The 14,706-nt window shown below is 63.2% G+C and carries 16 protein-coding genes; 9 read left to right on the top strand and 7 right to left on the bottom strand.

Translation table 11 applies throughout. From position 1 onward, the window contains the following. The first annotated feature begins 82 nt into the window (after nucleotides 1-82). On the top strand, nucleotides 83-1,705 hold the full coding sequence (locus IEV82_RS12760; RefSeq protein ID WP_229747787.1) for a GMC family oxidoreductase: 1,623 nt from the start codon (nucleotides 83-85) through the stop codon (nucleotides 1,703-1,705). 16 nt (nucleotides 1,706-1,721) lie between these two features. Here IEV82_RS12760 and IEV82_RS12755 read toward each other — a convergent pair whose 3' ends face one another. The 6 genes from IEV82_RS12755 to IEV82_RS12730 all read right to left on the bottom strand — a co-directional run bounded on the left by IEV82_RS12755 (nucleotide 1,722) and on the right by IEV82_RS12730 (nucleotide 6,907). Beyond that, complete coding sequence (locus tag IEV82_RS12755) at nucleotides 1,722-3,356, bottom strand: acyl-CoA synthetase (RefSeq protein ID WP_229747786.1); 1,635 nt, start codon at nucleotides 3,354-3,356, stop codon at nucleotides 1,722-1,724. Nucleotide 3,357: 1 nt separating this feature from the next. Further along, nucleotides 3,358-4,158: an enoyl-CoA hydratase gene (locus tag IEV82_RS12750; protein WP_188482421.1), complete on the bottom strand. Its 801-nt coding sequence runs from the start codon at nucleotides 4,156-4,158 to the stop codon at nucleotides 3,358-3,360. An 18-nt stretch (nucleotides 4,159-4,176) separates the two neighbouring features. Next, nucleotides 4,177-4,626, bottom strand: coding sequence for an OsmC family protein (locus tag IEV82_RS12745; protein ID WP_188482420.1), 450 nt, complete (start codon nucleotides 4,624-4,626; stop codon nucleotides 4,177-4,179). 29 nt (nucleotides 4,627-4,655) lie between these two features. Then, on the bottom strand, nucleotides 4,656-5,795 hold the full coding sequence (locus IEV82_RS12740) for a glycine cleavage T C-terminal barrel domain-containing protein (protein ID WP_188482419.1): 1,140 nt from the start codon (nucleotides 5,793-5,795) through the stop codon (nucleotides 4,656-4,658). A gap of 163 nt (nucleotides 5,796-5,958) precedes the next feature. Further along, on the bottom strand, nucleotides 5,959-6,450 hold the full coding sequence (locus IEV82_RS12735) for an Lrp/AsnC family transcriptional regulator (protein ID WP_188482418.1): 492 nt from the start codon (nucleotides 6,448-6,450) through the stop codon (nucleotides 5,959-5,961). A 157-nt stretch (nucleotides 6,451-6,607) separates the two neighbouring features. Continuing rightward, nucleotides 6,608-6,907: a hypothetical protein gene (locus IEV82_RS12730; RefSeq protein ID WP_188482417.1), complete on the bottom strand. Its 300-nt coding sequence runs from the start codon at nucleotides 6,905-6,907 to the stop codon at nucleotides 6,608-6,610. Nucleotides 6,908-7,130: 223 nt separating this feature from the next. On the opposite strand from IEV82_RS12730, the gene phnC reads away from it, so the two are divergent. From phnC to IEV82_RS12705, 5 genes are read left to right on the top strand one after another with little or no spacing between them, the layout of a single operon-like run. Further along, nucleotides 7,131-7,940, top strand: a complete 810-nt coding sequence (phnC, locus tag IEV82_RS12725; protein WP_188482416.1) for a phosphonate ABC transporter ATP-binding protein — start codon at nucleotides 7,131-7,133, stop codon at nucleotides 7,938-7,940. Between the two features lie 59 nt (nucleotides 7,941-7,999). Further along, nucleotides 8,000-8,908, top strand: coding sequence for a phosphonate ABC transporter substrate-binding protein (gene phnD / locus IEV82_RS12720; protein ID WP_188482415.1), 909 nt, complete (start codon nucleotides 8,000-8,002; stop codon nucleotides 8,906-8,908). Nucleotides 8,909-8,968: 60 nt separating this feature from the next. Further along, nucleotides 8,969-9,841 carry a phosphonate ABC transporter, permease protein PhnE gene (gene phnE / locus IEV82_RS12715; protein ID WP_188482414.1) on the top strand — a complete coding sequence of 291 codons (873 nt, stop codon included), beginning with the start codon at nucleotides 8,969-8,971 and terminating at the stop codon, nucleotides 9,839-9,841. Between the two features lie 2 nt (nucleotides 9,842-9,843). Beyond that, nucleotides 9,844-11,169, top strand: coding sequence for a phosphonate ABC transporter, permease protein PhnE (gene phnE / locus IEV82_RS12710; protein ID WP_188482413.1), 1,326 nt, complete (start codon nucleotides 9,844-9,846; stop codon nucleotides 11,167-11,169). 1 nt (nucleotide 11,170) lies between these two features. Continuing rightward, nucleotides 11,171-11,788, top strand: a complete 618-nt coding sequence (locus IEV82_RS12705; protein WP_188482412.1) for an LbetaH domain-containing protein — start codon at nucleotides 11,171-11,173, stop codon at nucleotides 11,786-11,788. Here IEV82_RS12705 and phnF read toward each other — a convergent pair. Next, nucleotides 11,785-12,498 carry a phosphonate metabolism transcriptional regulator PhnF gene (phnF, locus tag IEV82_RS12700; protein ID WP_188482411.1) on the bottom strand — a complete coding sequence of 238 codons (714 nt, stop codon included), beginning with the start codon at nucleotides 12,496-12,498 and terminating at the stop codon, nucleotides 11,785-11,787. The two genes, IEV82_RS12705 and phnF, sit on opposite strands and share 4 nt — an antisense overlap. Before the next feature lie 99 nt (nucleotides 12,499-12,597). On the opposite strand from phnF, the gene phnG reads away from it, so the two are divergent. From phnG to IEV82_RS12685, 3 genes are read left to right on the top strand one after another with little or no spacing between them, the layout of a single operon-like run. Continuing rightward, nucleotides 12,598-13,053, top strand: coding sequence for a phosphonate C-P lyase system protein PhnG (gene phnG, locus IEV82_RS12695; protein WP_188482410.1), 456 nt, complete (start codon nucleotides 12,598-12,600; stop codon nucleotides 13,051-13,053). Continuing rightward, the gene (gene phnH / locus IEV82_RS12690) at nucleotides 13,053-13,616 is read left to right on the top strand and encodes a phosphonate C-P lyase system protein PhnH (protein WP_188482409.1); all 564 of its coding nucleotides are present in this window, start codon (nucleotides 13,053-13,055) and stop codon (nucleotides 13,614-13,616) included. The genes phnG and phnH overlap by 1 nt, the downstream gene beginning before the upstream one ends. Beyond that, nucleotides 13,616-14,704 carry a carbon-phosphorus lyase complex subunit gene (locus IEV82_RS12685; protein ID WP_188482408.1) on the top strand — a complete coding sequence of 363 codons (1,089 nt, stop codon included), beginning with the start codon at nucleotides 13,616-13,618 and terminating at the stop codon, nucleotides 14,702-14,704. The genes phnH and IEV82_RS12685 overlap by 1 nt, the downstream gene beginning before the upstream one ends. Nucleotides 14,705-14,706: the final 2 nt, after the last annotated feature.

Genomic DNA, 14,706 nt, shown 5'->3' with positions numbered 1-14,706 from the left:
ATTGAGACTTATGCTTTCAAAAAAGGCTAGACTGGTATTTTCGTTTTGCATAGAGTTTTTTGATCACCTCAAGGAAACCGTCGTGGAAGCAGATTATGTAATCGTTGGCGGAGGCTCGGCCGGATGCGTTCTGGCAAACCGCCTCAGCGCCCGGCCGGACGTCAAGGTGATCCTGCTCGAAGCCGGTGGGCGCGACTGGAATCCGTGGATTCACATCCCCGTCGGCTACTTCAAGACGATGCACAATCCGTCGGTGGACTGGTGTTACCGCACCGAACCCGACCCCGGTCTGAACGGGCGGCAGCTCGACTGGCCGCGCGGCAAGGTTCTGGGGGGATCGTCCTCGCTCAACGGTCTGCTCTACGTGCGCGGACAGCCGCAGGATTACGACCGCTGGGCGCAGATGGGCAATCCGGGCTGGGCTTGGGACGATGTTTTGCCGCTGTTCAAACGCTCGGAAAACCAGGAACGCGGGGCCGATGAGTTTCACGGCGACCAAGGCCCGCTTTCCGTGTCCAACATGCGCCTGCAACGTCCCATTTGCGACGCCTGGGTCGCTGCCGCGCAAGAGGCCGGATACCCGTTCAACCCCGATTACAATGGCGCCTCGCAGGAAGGCGTCGGTTATTTCCAACTGACCACCCGCAACGGGCGGCGATGCTCCAGCGCGGTGGCGTTCCTCAATCCCGCGCGGTCCCGCCCGAACCTCACCATCGTCACACGGGCCGCGGCCAGCCGCATCCTCTTTGACGGCAAACGCGCCACAGGTGTGGCCTATCGCGACGCCGGCGGCATCGAGCACACGGTCAAGGCCCGCGCCGAGGTGATCCTGTCCTCGGGCGCCATCGGATCTCCGCAACTGCTCATGGTCTCGGGCATCGGAGAGGCGGACCACCTGCGCGATCACGGCATCACCGTGCGCCACGATCTGCGCGGTGTTGGCCGGAACATGCAGGACCATCTGCAGGCGCGGCTTGTCTTCAAATGCAAGGACCCAACCCTGAACGACGAGGTGCGCAGCATCGTCGATCAGGCCCGCATCGCGGTGAAATACGCGCTGTTCCGCACCGGGCCGATGGCGATGGCGGCCAGCCTTGCCACGGGCTTCATGCGCAGCGGCGACCATGTCGACACGCCCGACATCCAGTTCCATGTGCAACCGTGGTCCGCCGACAGCCCTGGCGCGGGCGTTCACCCGTTTTCGGCCTTCACCATGTCGGTCTGCCAGTTGCGTCCCGAAAGCCGCGGCACCATCCGGCTCGCCTCATCCGACGCGGCGGTCTATCCGAAAATCCACCCGAATTACCTCTCCACGGACACCGATTGCCGCACGATTGTCGAAGGCATCAGGATTGCTCGCCGCATCGCGCGTCACGCGCCGCTGACACACAAGATCTCCGAGGAATACCGCCCCGACAGCACCCTTGCCCTAGACGACTACGACGGCACGCTGAACTGGGCGCGCAACAATTCGACAACGATCTACCACCCCACGGGCACCTGCAAGATGGGCCCGGGCGGCGATGCCGTGGTCGATGCGCGCCTGCGAGTGCACGGCATCGCCGGGCTGCGGGTGGTCGATTGTTCGATCATGCCGGAAATCGTGTCGGGCAACACCAACGCACCCGCCATCATGATCGGAGAGAAAGCCTCCGACATGATCCTCGAAGACCTCAAGGCGGGCGTCTACGACCGGATCGCGTGACGGCTGGCCTGTAGCCTCAGGCCGGCGCTCGCGCCTGTTCGCGCAGGGCGAATTTCTGGATCTTGCCCGTCGATGTGCGCGGGATCTCGGCAAAGACGAACCGCCCCGGCACCTTGTAATGCGCCAGATGCTCCCGGCACCAATCGCGCAGCGCATCCGCATCCGCCTGCTGGCCCGAGGCCAGCTCGACAAAGGCACAGGGCGTTTCGCCCCAGCGGTCATGCGGCATGGCAACCACCGCCACCACCGCAACAGCGTCATGCCGATACAGCACCTCTTCCACCTCGATAGACGAGATGTTCTCGCCGCCCGAGATGATGATGTCCTTGGACCGATCCTTGAGCTGGATATATCCATCCGGGTGCCGCACCCCCAGATCGCCAGAATGGAACCAGCCCCCGGCAAACGCCTCCTCGGTGGCCTTGGTGTTGCGGAAATACCCCTTCATCACGACGTTGCCGCGAAACATCACCTCGCCCATCGTGCTGCCATCGCGAGGCACCGGTTGCATGGTTTCGGGGTCCAGTACATCGAGCCCTTCGAGTGGCAGATACCGCACACCCTGCCGCGACTTCAGCCGGGCCTGTTCGGCGAGCGGCAGATCGGACCAATCGGCGTGCCAGTCGTTCACAACGGCCGGACCATAGGTTTCGGTCAGCCCGTAGAGATGCGTCACGTCGAACCCTGCGGTTTTCATGTCCGCCAACAGCTTTTCGGGCGGCGGTGCTGCGGCGGTGAAGAACTGTACTGTCTGGTCGAGGTCGCGTTTCACTTCGCCCGGTGCCGAGATCATCAGCGACATCACGATGGGCGCGCCGCACAGATGGGTCACACCCTCGTCCGCCAGTGCCGCCCAGATCGGCTCGGCCCGCACCTGCCGCAGGCAGACATGGGTGCCGATGATCGCCGACAGCGTCCAGGGGAAACACCAGCCGTTGCAATGGAACATCGGCAGCGTCCACAGGTAGACCGCGTGTTTGCGCATCGACGTGGTCAGCGCGTTGCCCTGCGCCAAAAGGTACGCGCCCCGGTGATGCGAGACCACACCCTTGGGATCACCGGTGGTGCCGGAAGTGTAGTTGATCGAGATCGCGTCCCATTCGTCCTCGGGCATCAGCCATGCGAAATCAGGATCGCCCCCGGCGACAAAGGCGTCATAGTCGATGACCTCGCACGCGGGCGTCGGATCGGTGAATTCAGGATCGTCATACTGGATCACCAGCGGTTCCACCGTCGCCAGCGCCAGCGCCTCCTGCATCAGCGGCATGAACTCGCGGTCCACGATGACGATCCTGGCCAGCGCGTGATCCAGCTGGAACGCGATGATCGCAGCGTCCAGACGGGTGTTGATCGAATGCAACACACCGCCGGTCATGGGGACGCCATAGTGACATTCCAGCATCGCGGGTGTGTTGGGCAACATGGCCGACACGGTATCCCCCCGCCCGATCCCGCGTTCCGCCAGTGCCGAGGCCAACTGCCGCGACCGGCTGTAGAACTCGGCATAGTTGCGCCGCAACGCGCCATGCACCATCGCGATGTGGTCGGGAAACACCGTCGCCGCACGTTCGAGAAAGGTCAGCGGGGTCAGCGGCTGATAATTCGCGGGGTTGCGATCAAGACCGGTGTTGTAGGGGTTCTGTTGCGTCAATTCAGGCATCCTGCCATTGGGGCGCGCGCTTTTCGATGAAGGCGCCTATGCCCTCTTCTGCGTCACGCGCCAGCATGTTGTCCACCATCACCTGGCTGGCATAGGCATAAGCCTCGGCCAGCGGCATCTCGCGCTGAGCGTAGAACGCCCGCTTGCCGGTGGCCAGTGTCATGCTGGATTTCGACGCGATCTTTCGGGCCATCTCCATCACCGCATCGCGCAGGTCATCTGTCCCGACGGTGCGGTTGACCAGCCCGATCTCTGCGGCGCGGTCGGCGGGCGTCATGTCACCCGTCAGCAACATCTCCATCGCGTGCTTGTTCGCCACGTTGCGCGACAGCGCCACCATCGGGGTCGAACAGAAGAGCCCGATATGAACCCCCGGCGTGCTGAACCGTGCGGTGTCGGCGGCAATCGCCAGATCGCAGCTTGCCACCAGCTGACACCCCGCCGCCGTGGCCACGCCCGTCACTTCGGCGATCACCGGCTTGGGGCAATTCACGATGCCCTGCATCACGCCGGAACATTGCGTCATGATGCGCGTGAAATAGGCCCACCCGCCGTCTGGCCCGTCGCGACCGGCGGTCATTTCCTTGAGGTCGTGCCCCGCGCAATACGCCGGGCCATTGGCGGCCAGCACGATCACCCGCACCAACGGATCGCGACCCGCCTCGGTAAAGGCCCCGCCCAGCGCGGTCAGCATCGCCTCTGACAAGGCATTGCGCCGCCCCACGTCGTTGAGCGTCAGGCGCAGGATGCCGCTGTCATCAAGCTCCCGCAAAAGGATGTCGCTTTGGGTCATCGGAAAGGCTCCGTCAGGTCAGAGGATGTTGATCTCGACGCTGTCGGCCAGCGTGTTGGCGATGAAGCAATAGCGGTGCGCGCGGTGCTGCATCTTGTCCATTTCACCTTCGTCGGGGGCAAACCCGGTGTCGAACCGCACCACCGGGTGCAGGTCGATGCGCGTGACCGACATCTGGCCCTTGGCGTTCTTGCCCAGATGCGCGACGGCGCGATCGCTATAGCCCACCACCGGCCAACCGGCCTTTGCCGCAAGTGCGAGGAAGGTCATCATGTGGCAGGATGACAGCGCCGAGGCGAGGGCCTGTTCGGGGTTGGTGTTGGACGGATCGCCGCCCCAATCGGGGGCGGCGTCCACGGTCACGTCATACGTATCGTTGAACTGCACTTTATGTGCGTTGGAATACTTGCCGGTCAGCAAGACGGGTTCGGCGCGCTGCCAGTGCAGCTCGATCGACAGGTCGGACATGGGTCAGGTCTTTCTTCGGGCCAGCGTGCTCAGGCAGCGGCAAGCTTTTTCTTGGGATCGTAGAACGGACGTTCGACAACGGTCGCGCGGGTCGGGCCGGAAGGGGTCACAACCTCGACCTCTGCACCGATCACGGCGCAGTCCACCGCCACCATCGCCAGCGCGATGTTGCATTCCAGCCGAGGCGAATAGACCGCCGATGTGACCTTGCCCACATTGGTGCCGTCCTTGTTGATCGCCCAGAAGGTCGTGTTAGGCCCCTTCATCGGGTCACAATCGATGATCAGACCGACCTGCTTGCGGGTGACACCCTCGTCCTTGATCCGGCGCAATGCCGCCTTGCCGATGAATTCGGCGTCCATGTCAAGGTTCACCAGCCGATCAAGGCCCAGCTCGTAGGGGTTGGTGTTGATATCCGCATCCGCATGGTAGGACAGCATGCTACCTTCGATCCGCCGGATCGACGAGGTGTGCCCGGGCTTGAGACCGTAGGCCATGCCGGTCGCCATGATCCGTTCCCACAACACATCGCCCTGTGATCCGTCGCGCAGGTAAAGCTCGTAGCCCAGTTCGCTTGACCAGCCGGTGCGCGACACGATGAGCGGGATCCCGTCCAGATCGACCTCGCGCAGCCAGTAGTATTTCAGGTCCATGATGTCGTCGCCAAACAGCGCGCGCATGATCTCGCCCGATTTCGGACCCTGCAACTGGAGCGGGGAGACGTCGGGTTCGCAGATCGTGACATCCATGCCCGAATGCACGGCGACGCCTTGGGTCCAGAGCAGAATGTCGCTGTCCGCCAGCGAGATCCAGAAATGGTTTTCCGCCAGCCGCAGCAGGATCGGGTCGTTCAGGATGCCACCCTCGGCATTGGTGATGAGCACGTATTTGCACTGGCCGACCGCCATCGTCGACAGATCGCGCGGGGTCAACATCTGCACGAACGCCGCCGCGTCCGGCCCGGTGATTTCCACCTGGCGCTCGACCGCCACGTCACACAGGATGGCGTCATTCACGAGGGTCCAGAAGTTCTGTTCCGGATCGCCGAAATCACGCGGAATATACATGTGGTTGTAGACCGAAAATCCCTTGGCGCCCCAACGCACGGTTGCATCGAAATAAGGTGATTTGCGGATCTGTGTGCCAAAGCCGAAGTCATCTGAGTGCATCGTAATCTCCCCTTTACGCCCCCCGTCGCATCGCGTCCGGATGGATTGAACCTGGCGCTTATCTAGACGCGGAACGTGCAGGTGCGCGGACCAAAAAATATCGTCTGGGAGGTCTGAACAGCCCGATTTTTCGATCCCGCCCGGACCGTTCGGACCGACAGCGCTAACGCACCGATGCGGCGAGCAGCTTGGAGATATTTGGGCGAGTCGATTTGATGCTGCGCGTGACGATATAGGTCATGTAGCGATCGACCCCCAGTTCGGCATCGAGCATCTTCTGCATCAACTCCTGGAACTGGGTCAGGTTCGGGCAGACTGCCTTCAAGACGTAATCCATCCCACCGCCCGTGGCGATGCAGTCGATGATCTCGTCCTGATCGCGGACGAATGTCTCGAACCGGTCGAAATCGGCCTTGCGGTGATGGGTCAGCGACACGGTGACGACCACCTGCGTGAAATCGCAGACCCGTTCCAGCGCAATATCGGCGTGAAAGCTGCGAATGAACCCCGCTGCCTTGAGCCGGTCCAGCCGCACCCAGCAGGGTGTGGCAGAGATGTTGACGATCTCGGCGAGCCGCGTCTTGCTGAGTTGGCCATGCTGCTGCACCGCGCTGAGAATGCGGATATCCGCCGCATCGAGGCCTATCCGTCTCATGCCATTGCCCCCTCGCCTGAACAGATCGCGGGCGGCCAGACACAAACCGCCCCAAAGTCTAGATAGCGTGGATGTGGCGGAAAAAGCGCTGGTTTTGCGACCAGTTCTTGGGCATCGGCGGCAAAAGCGCCGCATTGCTGCGCAGGTCAGGAGGCGATCAGGCGGGATCGGCCTCGGGCGGGATCTGTTCCCAATGCTCGCCAATGGCGACGATGCAGGACCGGCCATCTGCGTAGTTCTGAACCAGCGTCCAGTCGCCGCTGGACGGCGCGATCCACATTTCCAGAAGCGTATTTGGCCCGCGCATCCCGTAGCCCTGCTTCTGCGCACCGTGGATTGTCAAAAGCTGTCGCTCCAGCCGCGCGCTGTCATCGCAGAACAGATCGGAAATCGTCGACGCCTGAGCCTGCGGAGCTAAGGCAAGAGTGCATAAAGCAAGGGCAAGAGCTTGTTTCATGGCTCAAATGTAGCACGCAATTTTCAAATGTAACGGTTTCATGACACATTGTGGATAACTTTTGATGAAGGTGTGTGTCCCCTGCCGCAATCCGGCGTAGCCGCCAGCAAGACGCTTCCTGTTACAAAACAGATTCCTGAACTTCGCAAATCAGATTCAAAACTGTCGTGATGGCGTCGCAGTGACCCCGTATCCGCCCCCTCAAAGAGCACTGGGGGTTACGATGCTTGAGCTGAAGTCACTGACAAAACGGTTTGGCGACAAGACTGCTGTTGATGCCGCGACGTTCACCGTGGACCGGCCCATGATGATCGGGATCATCGGTCGGTCTGGTGCGGGCAAATCAACCCTTCTGCGTATGCTCAACCGCCTCAGCGATGCCAGCGAAGGCGAAATCCTGTTCGAAGGGCGCGAAATCTCGTCCCTCAAGGGTGCCGCGCGCCGGGAATGGCAATCGCGCTGCGCGATGATCTTCCAGCAGTTCAACCTTGTTCCGCGCATGGACGTGGTGTCGAACGTGCTGCACGGCACGCTGAACCGTCGCTCCACCTTCGCGACGATGTTCAACCTCTATCCGCAGGATGACATCCACAAGGCGATCGAGATCCTCGACCGTCTGGGCATTGCCGAACAGGCCCCAAAACGCGCCGAGGCGCTTTCGGGTGGCCAGCAGCAGCGCGTCGCCATTGCGCGCGCACTGATGCAGGACCCCAGCATCATCCTTGCCGATGAACCGATTGCCAGCCTTGACCCGATGAACGCCCAGATCGTGATGGACGCGCTGCGCCGCATCCACGAGGAAGACGGGCGCATGGTCATCGCCAACCTGCACACGCTCGACACCGCGCGCCGCTATTGCGACCGGGTGATCGGCATGCGCGACGGTCGCATCGTCTTTGACGGAAGCCCCGAGCAACTGACAACCGGAGTGGCCCGCGACATCTACGGCGCGGGCGCGGATTTCTCCGAAGCCGCCACCTCCACCGCCATCGAAACACTGGACAGGACCACCGCACAGCCTGTTCCGGCCTGAGCCAGTTTCCACCCCGCTCTTGCGGGCCCTTTCCCTCATCGTATCCAATGGAGAGACAGATGAAAAAGACCATCGCACTTGCGCTTGCCGCATCCACAGCCCTTAGCAGCGCAGCTTTTGCGCAGGAAATCACCGAATTTCGCATCGGCATCCTTGGTGGAGAAAACGCCCAGGACCGTCTGAACTCGAACGAATGCGTGCGCGCCTATGTCGAAGACCTGCTTGGCGTAGAAACCAAGATCTTCACCCCGGCCGATTATGACGGCGTGATCCAGGGCCTGCTGGGCGGCACCATCGACATGGCGTGGCTGGGTGCATCGGCCTATGCCAAGACCTACATGACCGACCCCGAAGCGGTTGACGTGGTTCTGGTCAAGACCAACCTCGACGGCTCCTACGGCTATCACTCCATCGGTTTTGCCCGCGCAGACAGCGGCATCGCCTCGCTCGACGACATGAAGGGCAAGGTCTTTGCCTTCGGTGATCCGAACTCCACATCCGGCTACCTGATTCCGTCCGTCGAAATCCCGACGGCGATCGGTGCCACGATGGAGTCGGGCGACTACTTCGGTGAAGTCCGCTTTGTCGGCGGTCACGAGCAGACCATCGTCGCAGTGGCCAACGGTGATGTGGATGCCGGCGTGACATGGGCCGACGGTCAGGGCGAATGGCTGGACGGCTACAACTCCGGCGCGCTGCGCAAGGCGTCCGACTCGGGCCTCGTCGACATGAACGACCTGGTCGAGATCTGGAAATCCGAAGTGATCCCGGAAGGCCCGATCGTTCTGCGCCGCGCCCTGCCCGAGCAGGTCAAGGCAGACGTGACCCAGTTCCTCAACGAGCTGCACGGCAAGGACGAACAGTGCGCCTACAACATGGCCGCTGGCGAAACCTCGGGTTTCATGCCGATCACCCATGACGCCTACAAGGGCATCATCGCAGTGCGTCAGGCCGTTCAGGGCAACTGATCGACACGAACACGGACCGGGGCAGCGCATACCGCTGCCCCGTCTTTTTTGGAGTGACCCATGACCGATGCCACGCTTTCAGGACCGACCCGCCGCGAGGTCGACCGCATTCAGGACAGCTACATGGCGCAGGTGCGCCGCCGCCGGATGTATGGCGGGCTGACGCTTGCGATCTTCGTCCTTCTGATGGTGTCGGGGTTCATGGTTGCCGACGGGCGCAATGCCGGCGGCTTCTGGGACGGCTGGCGGCAGATGCTGGATTTCCCGGCAGATGTTTTGTCAGAAGCATGGGAAAAGCGGGCCAACCTGCCCGGTCTGCTGCTCAAGTACTTTCCCGCCCTGATGGAGACGATCAACATTGCCGCCGTCTCGACCCTGATCGGGGCCATGGTCGGCCTGATCCTGTCGCTGCTGTCGACGCGCGGGCTGGCGCGCTGGCCGCGCCTGATCCCGGTGTTCCGCCGCTTGATGGACATCCTGCGCGCGGTGCCGGAAATCGTGATCGCGCTGGTGCTGATCTTCATTCTGGGCGGCGGGCCGGTGCCCGCGATGATCGCCATCGCGCTGCACACGGCGGGCGCGCTTGGCAAGCTGTATTCAGAGGTGGCGGAAAACGCCGATCTCAAGCCGGTCGAGGGGTTGGCCTCCACAGGCGCCAACTGGACCCAGCGCATGTGGCTGGGCGTTCTGCCGCAGGTCGCGCCGAACTTCCTGAGCTACACGCTGCTGCGCTTTGAAATCAACATCCGCGCATCGGCGATCCTTGGCTTTGTCGGCGCGGGCGGGATCGGATTCGAGCTGCGCAATGCCATGGCCTGGGGGCCGGGGCGTTTTGACGAGGCGGCGGCGATCTTTGTCCTGCTGTTCGGCACCATTGTGTTCTTCGACCAGATCTCGAGCCGCTACCGCAACAAACTGACCGAGGGACAGTGACCATGACCGACGCAACCGCTTCCCTTGGATCAGCCAAGACCTCGGCCGACGCGCTGTTCCAGCGCAAGCGCATCACCGCCTTTGCCGTTCCGGCGATCATCGTGGCATATCTGGCCTATATCGCCATCGCCTTTGACGTGGCTGGACTGGCCCAGCGGGCGAGCACGGAAAACGCGGTGATCCTTGCCTCGGACAGCTGGTCCTACAAGACCCACGTGACCCGCGACAACCGCCGGGGCGGTACAACCTACGCCATCGAGGGCGAACGCAAGGGCGCCTATGCCGAAGGCACGCGCCCCGCATGGGTCAGCGGCGACGAAGAGACCGCACTGGTGATCGACCTCGAAGACGGTCACGAGGTGCGCTTTCTGCCGGACAACGCCGTGGCCTATGACGTGCCCGGCTTCGGCACCATCGAGGCGCAACTTGTCGATGGCAGCCTGATCACCAACCTGTCCGACCCGGTTCCCGACTGGATCAACCTGTCGGACCAGCGCATGACCGTCACCACCGACGCGGGCCGCCTGACGATGACCCGCACCCGCACCGAGGTGTTCCGCTATTTCCCCGGCTGGGAGCTGTTCTGGTTCACGCTCGACAGCCCCTATCACAACCGCAGCTTTACCGAGATCGCCCTTGGCGACCGCATCGACCCGGGCCGCCCCAATATCTCGGGCGCGGTGTCGGATTTCTGGAACAACGGCATGTGGCGGCACAAGGACGTCGCCTGGGCCATCGGCGAGACGATCCTGATGGCGTTCCTCGGCACCTTCGGGGCCGCAATGCTGGCGCTTCCGCTGGCCTTTGTCGCAGCCAAGCGGTTTTCGCCCTTCGGCGCGCTGCGCTTTGGCATGCGGCGCATCTTCGATTTCGTGCGCGGCGTGGATGCCCTGATCTGGACGGTCGTCCTGGCCCGTGCCTTTGGCCCCGGCCCGCTGACCGGCGCGCTGGCGATCCTCATCACCGACAGCGGCACCTTCGGCAAGATCTTCTCGGAAGCGCTCGAAAACGTGGATGAAAAGCAGATCGAGGGCGTCGCCTCCACCGGGGCCAAGCCGCTGCAACGCTACCGCTTTGGCGTGATCCCGCAGATCGTGCCGATCCTGCTCAGTCAGGTCCTCTATTTCCTCGAATCCAACACCCGGTCCGCCACCATCATCGGCGCGATCACCGGCGGCGGCATTGGCCTGATGCTGACACAGGCGATCCAGACCCAGAAGGACTGGGAAGAGGTGTCATACTACATCCTGCTCATCGTCATCATGGTGATGGTCATGGACAGCTTCTCGGGCTGGTTGCGCGGCAAGCTGATCGGCCGCAAGGACTGACATGACCCGATTGACCCATGACGCACCCTTCGTTCACGAGGGGTGCTCCCTGACCGACAGCACCTTTGGCGCCTATACCGAGATCGGCATGGGCAGCCGCATCGCCCACAGCCATATCGGCGATTACAGCTATTGCGACCGCTACGGCGACATTGCCAATGCGGATGTAGGCAAGTTCGCCAATATCGCCAGCTTCGTGCGGATCGGTGCCACGGACCACCCGCTGGACACGGCGGCCTGTCACCATTTCCTGTACCGGTCGCAGGATTACTGGGACGATGCCCGCCCGGACGAGGATTTCCTGAACCACCGCAAGACCCGCCGCGCGGTGATCGGCCATGACACGTGGATCGGCCACGGCGCGATGATCAAACCCGAGGTCACGCTGGGCCACGGGGCTGTGGTTGCCAGCGGCTCGGTCGTGACCAAGGATGTCGCCCCCTACACCATCGTCGCCGGCACGCCCGCCCGCCCCCTGCGCGACCGCCAGCCGCCCGAGATCGCCGAACGCCTCATCGACCTCGCGTGGTGGAACTGGCCGCACGACGCGCTGCGCATGGCGCTGGACGACTTTCGGTCGCTCAGCGCCGAGGAATTTCTGGAACGGTTCGGAGGCTAGACCTCCAGCGTCAACGTAACCCGATCCCCGGCGAACCACGTCCGCCCGTATTCCACCGGCTGACCCGTCGCGTCGACATTGACGCTCGTGGAGCGCAAGAGCGGATCGCCTTCGCGCAGATGCAGGTGCAGCGCCTGCGTGACATCCGCCAGAACCGCCGTCAGCCGGGTCGAGGCACGGGTATAGTCGGCGACGCCGGCGCGCGCCAATGCCTCGGTCACGCTGCTGGTCTCGGTCAGGTGGCGGTCGATTCCCTCCAGCCGGTCCAGCGGAAAGACGCTTTCGAACAACGCGATCGGCGCCCCGTCCGCCAGCGACAGCCCATGATAGGCGCAGACCGGCACACCCTCGTCGATCTCCAAAGCCCGCGCCTCGCCCGACGTTGCTGCCCGACAGTCTACGTCAAGCACACGCTTCTCCGGCCTGCGCCCGGCGGCAAGCAGGTTTTCGTGGAACCGCACACGTTCGCCGATCGGATAGTCGGTCGGCGTGGACGCGACAAAGGCCCCCGAACCGCGCCGGGTCCGCACCAGCCCGCCCTCCACCAGATGCGACAGCGCATGGCGCACCGTGTGCCGGTTGACACCGAACCGCGCCGCCAGTTGCACCTCGGTCGGCAACTGGTCTCCGGGCTGGTAGCGACCTTCGGATATATCGGCGCGCAGGGCCGTGGCGATGGCCTGCCAGACCGGGGTGCGCTTGCGGTTCATTGGGGCCATGTCACTCAAATTTCACAAATCTCCCCTGTCTCGTCCCGGCGAACCTGCTATGATATGTCTAGTTGTATAGGAAATCGCAAAGTTGTCGAGATGAAAGACACCACCGACCAGACCCCGGATCGCAAGGCCTGGATGAGCCTGATGGCCAAGGCCCGAGAGGGACGCGTCGCCGCCCTTCTGGATGCCGCCCTGACGCGCCCCACTTTCACATGGCTGCGCGCGCCCGAGATCGGCAGCGTCATGGTGCGCGGTCGTGCGGGCGGCACCGGCGCGCCGTTCAACCTCGGCGAAATGACCGTCACGCGCTGCGCACTGACACTGACAACCGGCGAAGTCGGGCATGCCTATATCCAGGGCCGAAGCAAGCCTGACGCCGAAGCGGCGGCACTGGTCGATGCGCTGATGTTCACCGATGCCGCCGCCACCCTGCGCGCAAGGGTGCTGGAGCCTCTGGAGCAGGAGCAGACCGCACGACGCACCACGCGCGCACAAAAGGCCGCCGCCACCAAGGTGGATTTCTTTACCATGGTCCGGGGGGAAGACTGATGCAGGCGCAAACGCTTGAAGGCGGATTCACAAGCCCCGCCACCGATGCCGCACACGCGTTTCGCGGCGTGATGGAGGCGATGGCTCGCCCCGGCACGATTCACGCACTCAAGGGCGCAAAGCCCCCCGCGCCGCTCTCCGTCGCCGCAGGCGTTGCGCTTTTGACACTCTGTGACACGGAAACCCCGGTGTACCTCGCGGGCAACGCTGATTGCGACGCCGTGCGCGCGTGGGTCGCGTTCCACACCGGCGCGCCGCTCACAGGGCCTGCGACCTGCATGTTCGCGCTTGGCACATGGGACGCGCTGAACCCGCTTTCCGTCTATCCCGTCGGGACATCGGAATACCCGGATCGGTCGGCGACGTTGATCGTGGAAAGCGCCGATCTTGCTCAAAGCGGCACCACCCTGACTGGCCCCGGCATCCGCGACACCGCCGCGCTGTCCCTACCCGAGACACAGGCGTTTCAGGATAACGCAGCCCTCTTCCCGCTCGGTCTGGATTTCTTCTTCACAAGCGGTGACCGCATCGCGGCGCTGCCCCGCTCAACCAAGGTCTCATAATGTACGTTGCAGTCAAAGGCGGCGAACGCGCCATCCAGAACGCCCACGCCTGGCTGGCCGAAGAACGGCGCGGCGACGCTTCGGTTGCCGAGCTGTCCATCGCGCAGATCCGCGAACAGCTCAGCCTTGCCGTCAACCGCGTGATGGCCGAAGGCTCGCTCTACGATCCGGATTTGGCGGCACTGGCGATCAAGCAGGCGCGCGGCGACCTGATCGAGGCGATCTTCCTCATCCGCGCCTATCGCACCACCCTGCCCCGTTTCGGTGCGTCCTCCCCGGTCGATACGGGCGACATGGCCTGTGACCGGCGCATCTCGGCCACGTTCAAGGATCTGCCCGGCGGGCAGGTGCTTGGCCCGACTTTCGACTACACGCACCGCCTTCTGGATTTCAAGCTCGCTGCCGACGGCGAGGTGCCGCAAGCGCCCATGCGCGAGGCCGATCCCGCCCCGGTGCCGCATGTGACCGGGTTCCTGAACCGCGAAGGCCTGATCGAAGAAGCCCAGCCAGACGACACACCGCCGCCGGATCTCACACGCGAACCGCTGGAAATGCCCGCCGACCGCGCGTTGCGCTTGCAAGCCCTCACCCGCGCCGACGAAGGCTTTACACTGTCGATGGCCTATTCCACGCAGCGCGGCTATGGCCGCAACCATGCCTTCGTCGGCGAATTGCGCATAGGCACCGTACCCGTAGAGATGGACATCCCCGAGCTGGGCTTTGCCATCGAAATCGGCGAGATCACCCTGACCGAATGCGAAACAGTCAACCAGTTCAAAGGGTCGAAAACCGAGCCGCCGCAATTCACGCGCGGCTACGGGCTGGTCTTTGGCCAGACCGAACGCAAGGCGATCTCGATGGCGCTGGTCGACCGGGCGCTGCGTTGGGAGGAGTTGGGCGAGGACAATGTCGGCGCACCGGCGCAGGACGCGGAATTCGTGCTGTACCATGCCGACAACATTCAGGCGACAGGCTTCCTCGAACATATCAAGCTGCCGCATTACGTCGATTTCCAGTCCGAACTGGAACTGGTGCGCAAGCTGCGCCGTTCAGTCGAGAAAAGCCAGCATCAGGAGGCTGCGGAATGACC

Origin of the sequence: Marivita lacus (assembly GCF_014637725.1) — a bacterium.
Classification (GTDB): domain Bacteria; phylum Pseudomonadota; class Alphaproteobacteria; order Rhodobacterales; family Rhodobacteraceae; genus Marivita; species Marivita lacus.
This window is presented reverse-complemented; position numbering and strand designations above follow the sequence as displayed.

Excerpts from the sequence above, each read along its gene's own strand:
- phnC (WP_188482416.1), top strand. The coding sequence starts at position 7,131 with ATGCTTGAGCTGAAGTCACTGACAAAACGGTTTGGCGACAAGACTGCT.
- phnF (WP_188482411.1), bottom strand. The coding sequence starts at position 12,498 with ATGAACCGCAAGCGCACCCCGGTCTGGCAGGCCATCGCCACGGCCCTG.
- phnH (WP_188482409.1), top strand. The coding sequence starts at position 13,053 with ATGCAGGCGCAAACGCTTGAAGGCGGATTCACAAGCCCCGCCACCGAT.
- IEV82_RS12685 (WP_188482408.1), top strand. The coding sequence starts at position 13,616 with ATGTACGTTGCAGTCAAAGGCGGCGAACGCGCCATCCAGAACGCCCAC.
- IEV82_RS12735 (WP_188482418.1), bottom strand. The coding sequence starts at position 6,450 with ATGAGACGGATAGGCCTCGATGCGGCGGATATCCGCATTCTCAGCGCG.
- phnE (WP_188482414.1), top strand. The coding sequence starts at position 8,969 with ATGACCGATGCCACGCTTTCAGGACCGACCCGCCGCGAGGTCGACCGC.
- IEV82_RS12750 (WP_188482421.1), bottom strand. The coding sequence starts at position 4,158 with ATGACCCAAAGCGACATCCTTTTGCGGGAGCTTGATGACAGCGGCATC.
- IEV82_RS12730 (WP_188482417.1), bottom strand. The coding sequence starts at position 6,907 with ATGAAACAAGCTCTTGCCCTTGCTTTATGCACTCTTGCCTTAGCTCCG.
- phnE (WP_188482413.1), top strand. The coding sequence starts at position 9,844 with ATGACCGACGCAACCGCTTCCCTTGGATCAGCCAAGACCTCGGCCGAC.
- phnD (WP_188482415.1), top strand. The coding sequence starts at position 8,000 with ATGAAAAAGACCATCGCACTTGCGCTTGCCGCATCCACAGCCCTTAGC.
- phnG (WP_188482410.1), top strand. The coding sequence starts at position 12,598 with ATGAAAGACACCACCGACCAGACCCCGGATCGCAAGGCCTGGATGAGC.
- IEV82_RS12705 (WP_188482412.1), top strand. The coding sequence starts at position 11,171 with ATGACCCGATTGACCCATGACGCACCCTTCGTTCACGAGGGGTGCTCC.
- IEV82_RS12740 (WP_188482419.1), bottom strand. The coding sequence starts at position 5,795 with ATGCACTCAGATGACTTCGGCTTTGGCACACAGATCCGCAAATCACCT.
- IEV82_RS12745 (WP_188482420.1), bottom strand. The coding sequence starts at position 4,626 with ATGTCCGACCTGTCGATCGAGCTGCACTGGCAGCGCGCCGAACCCGTC.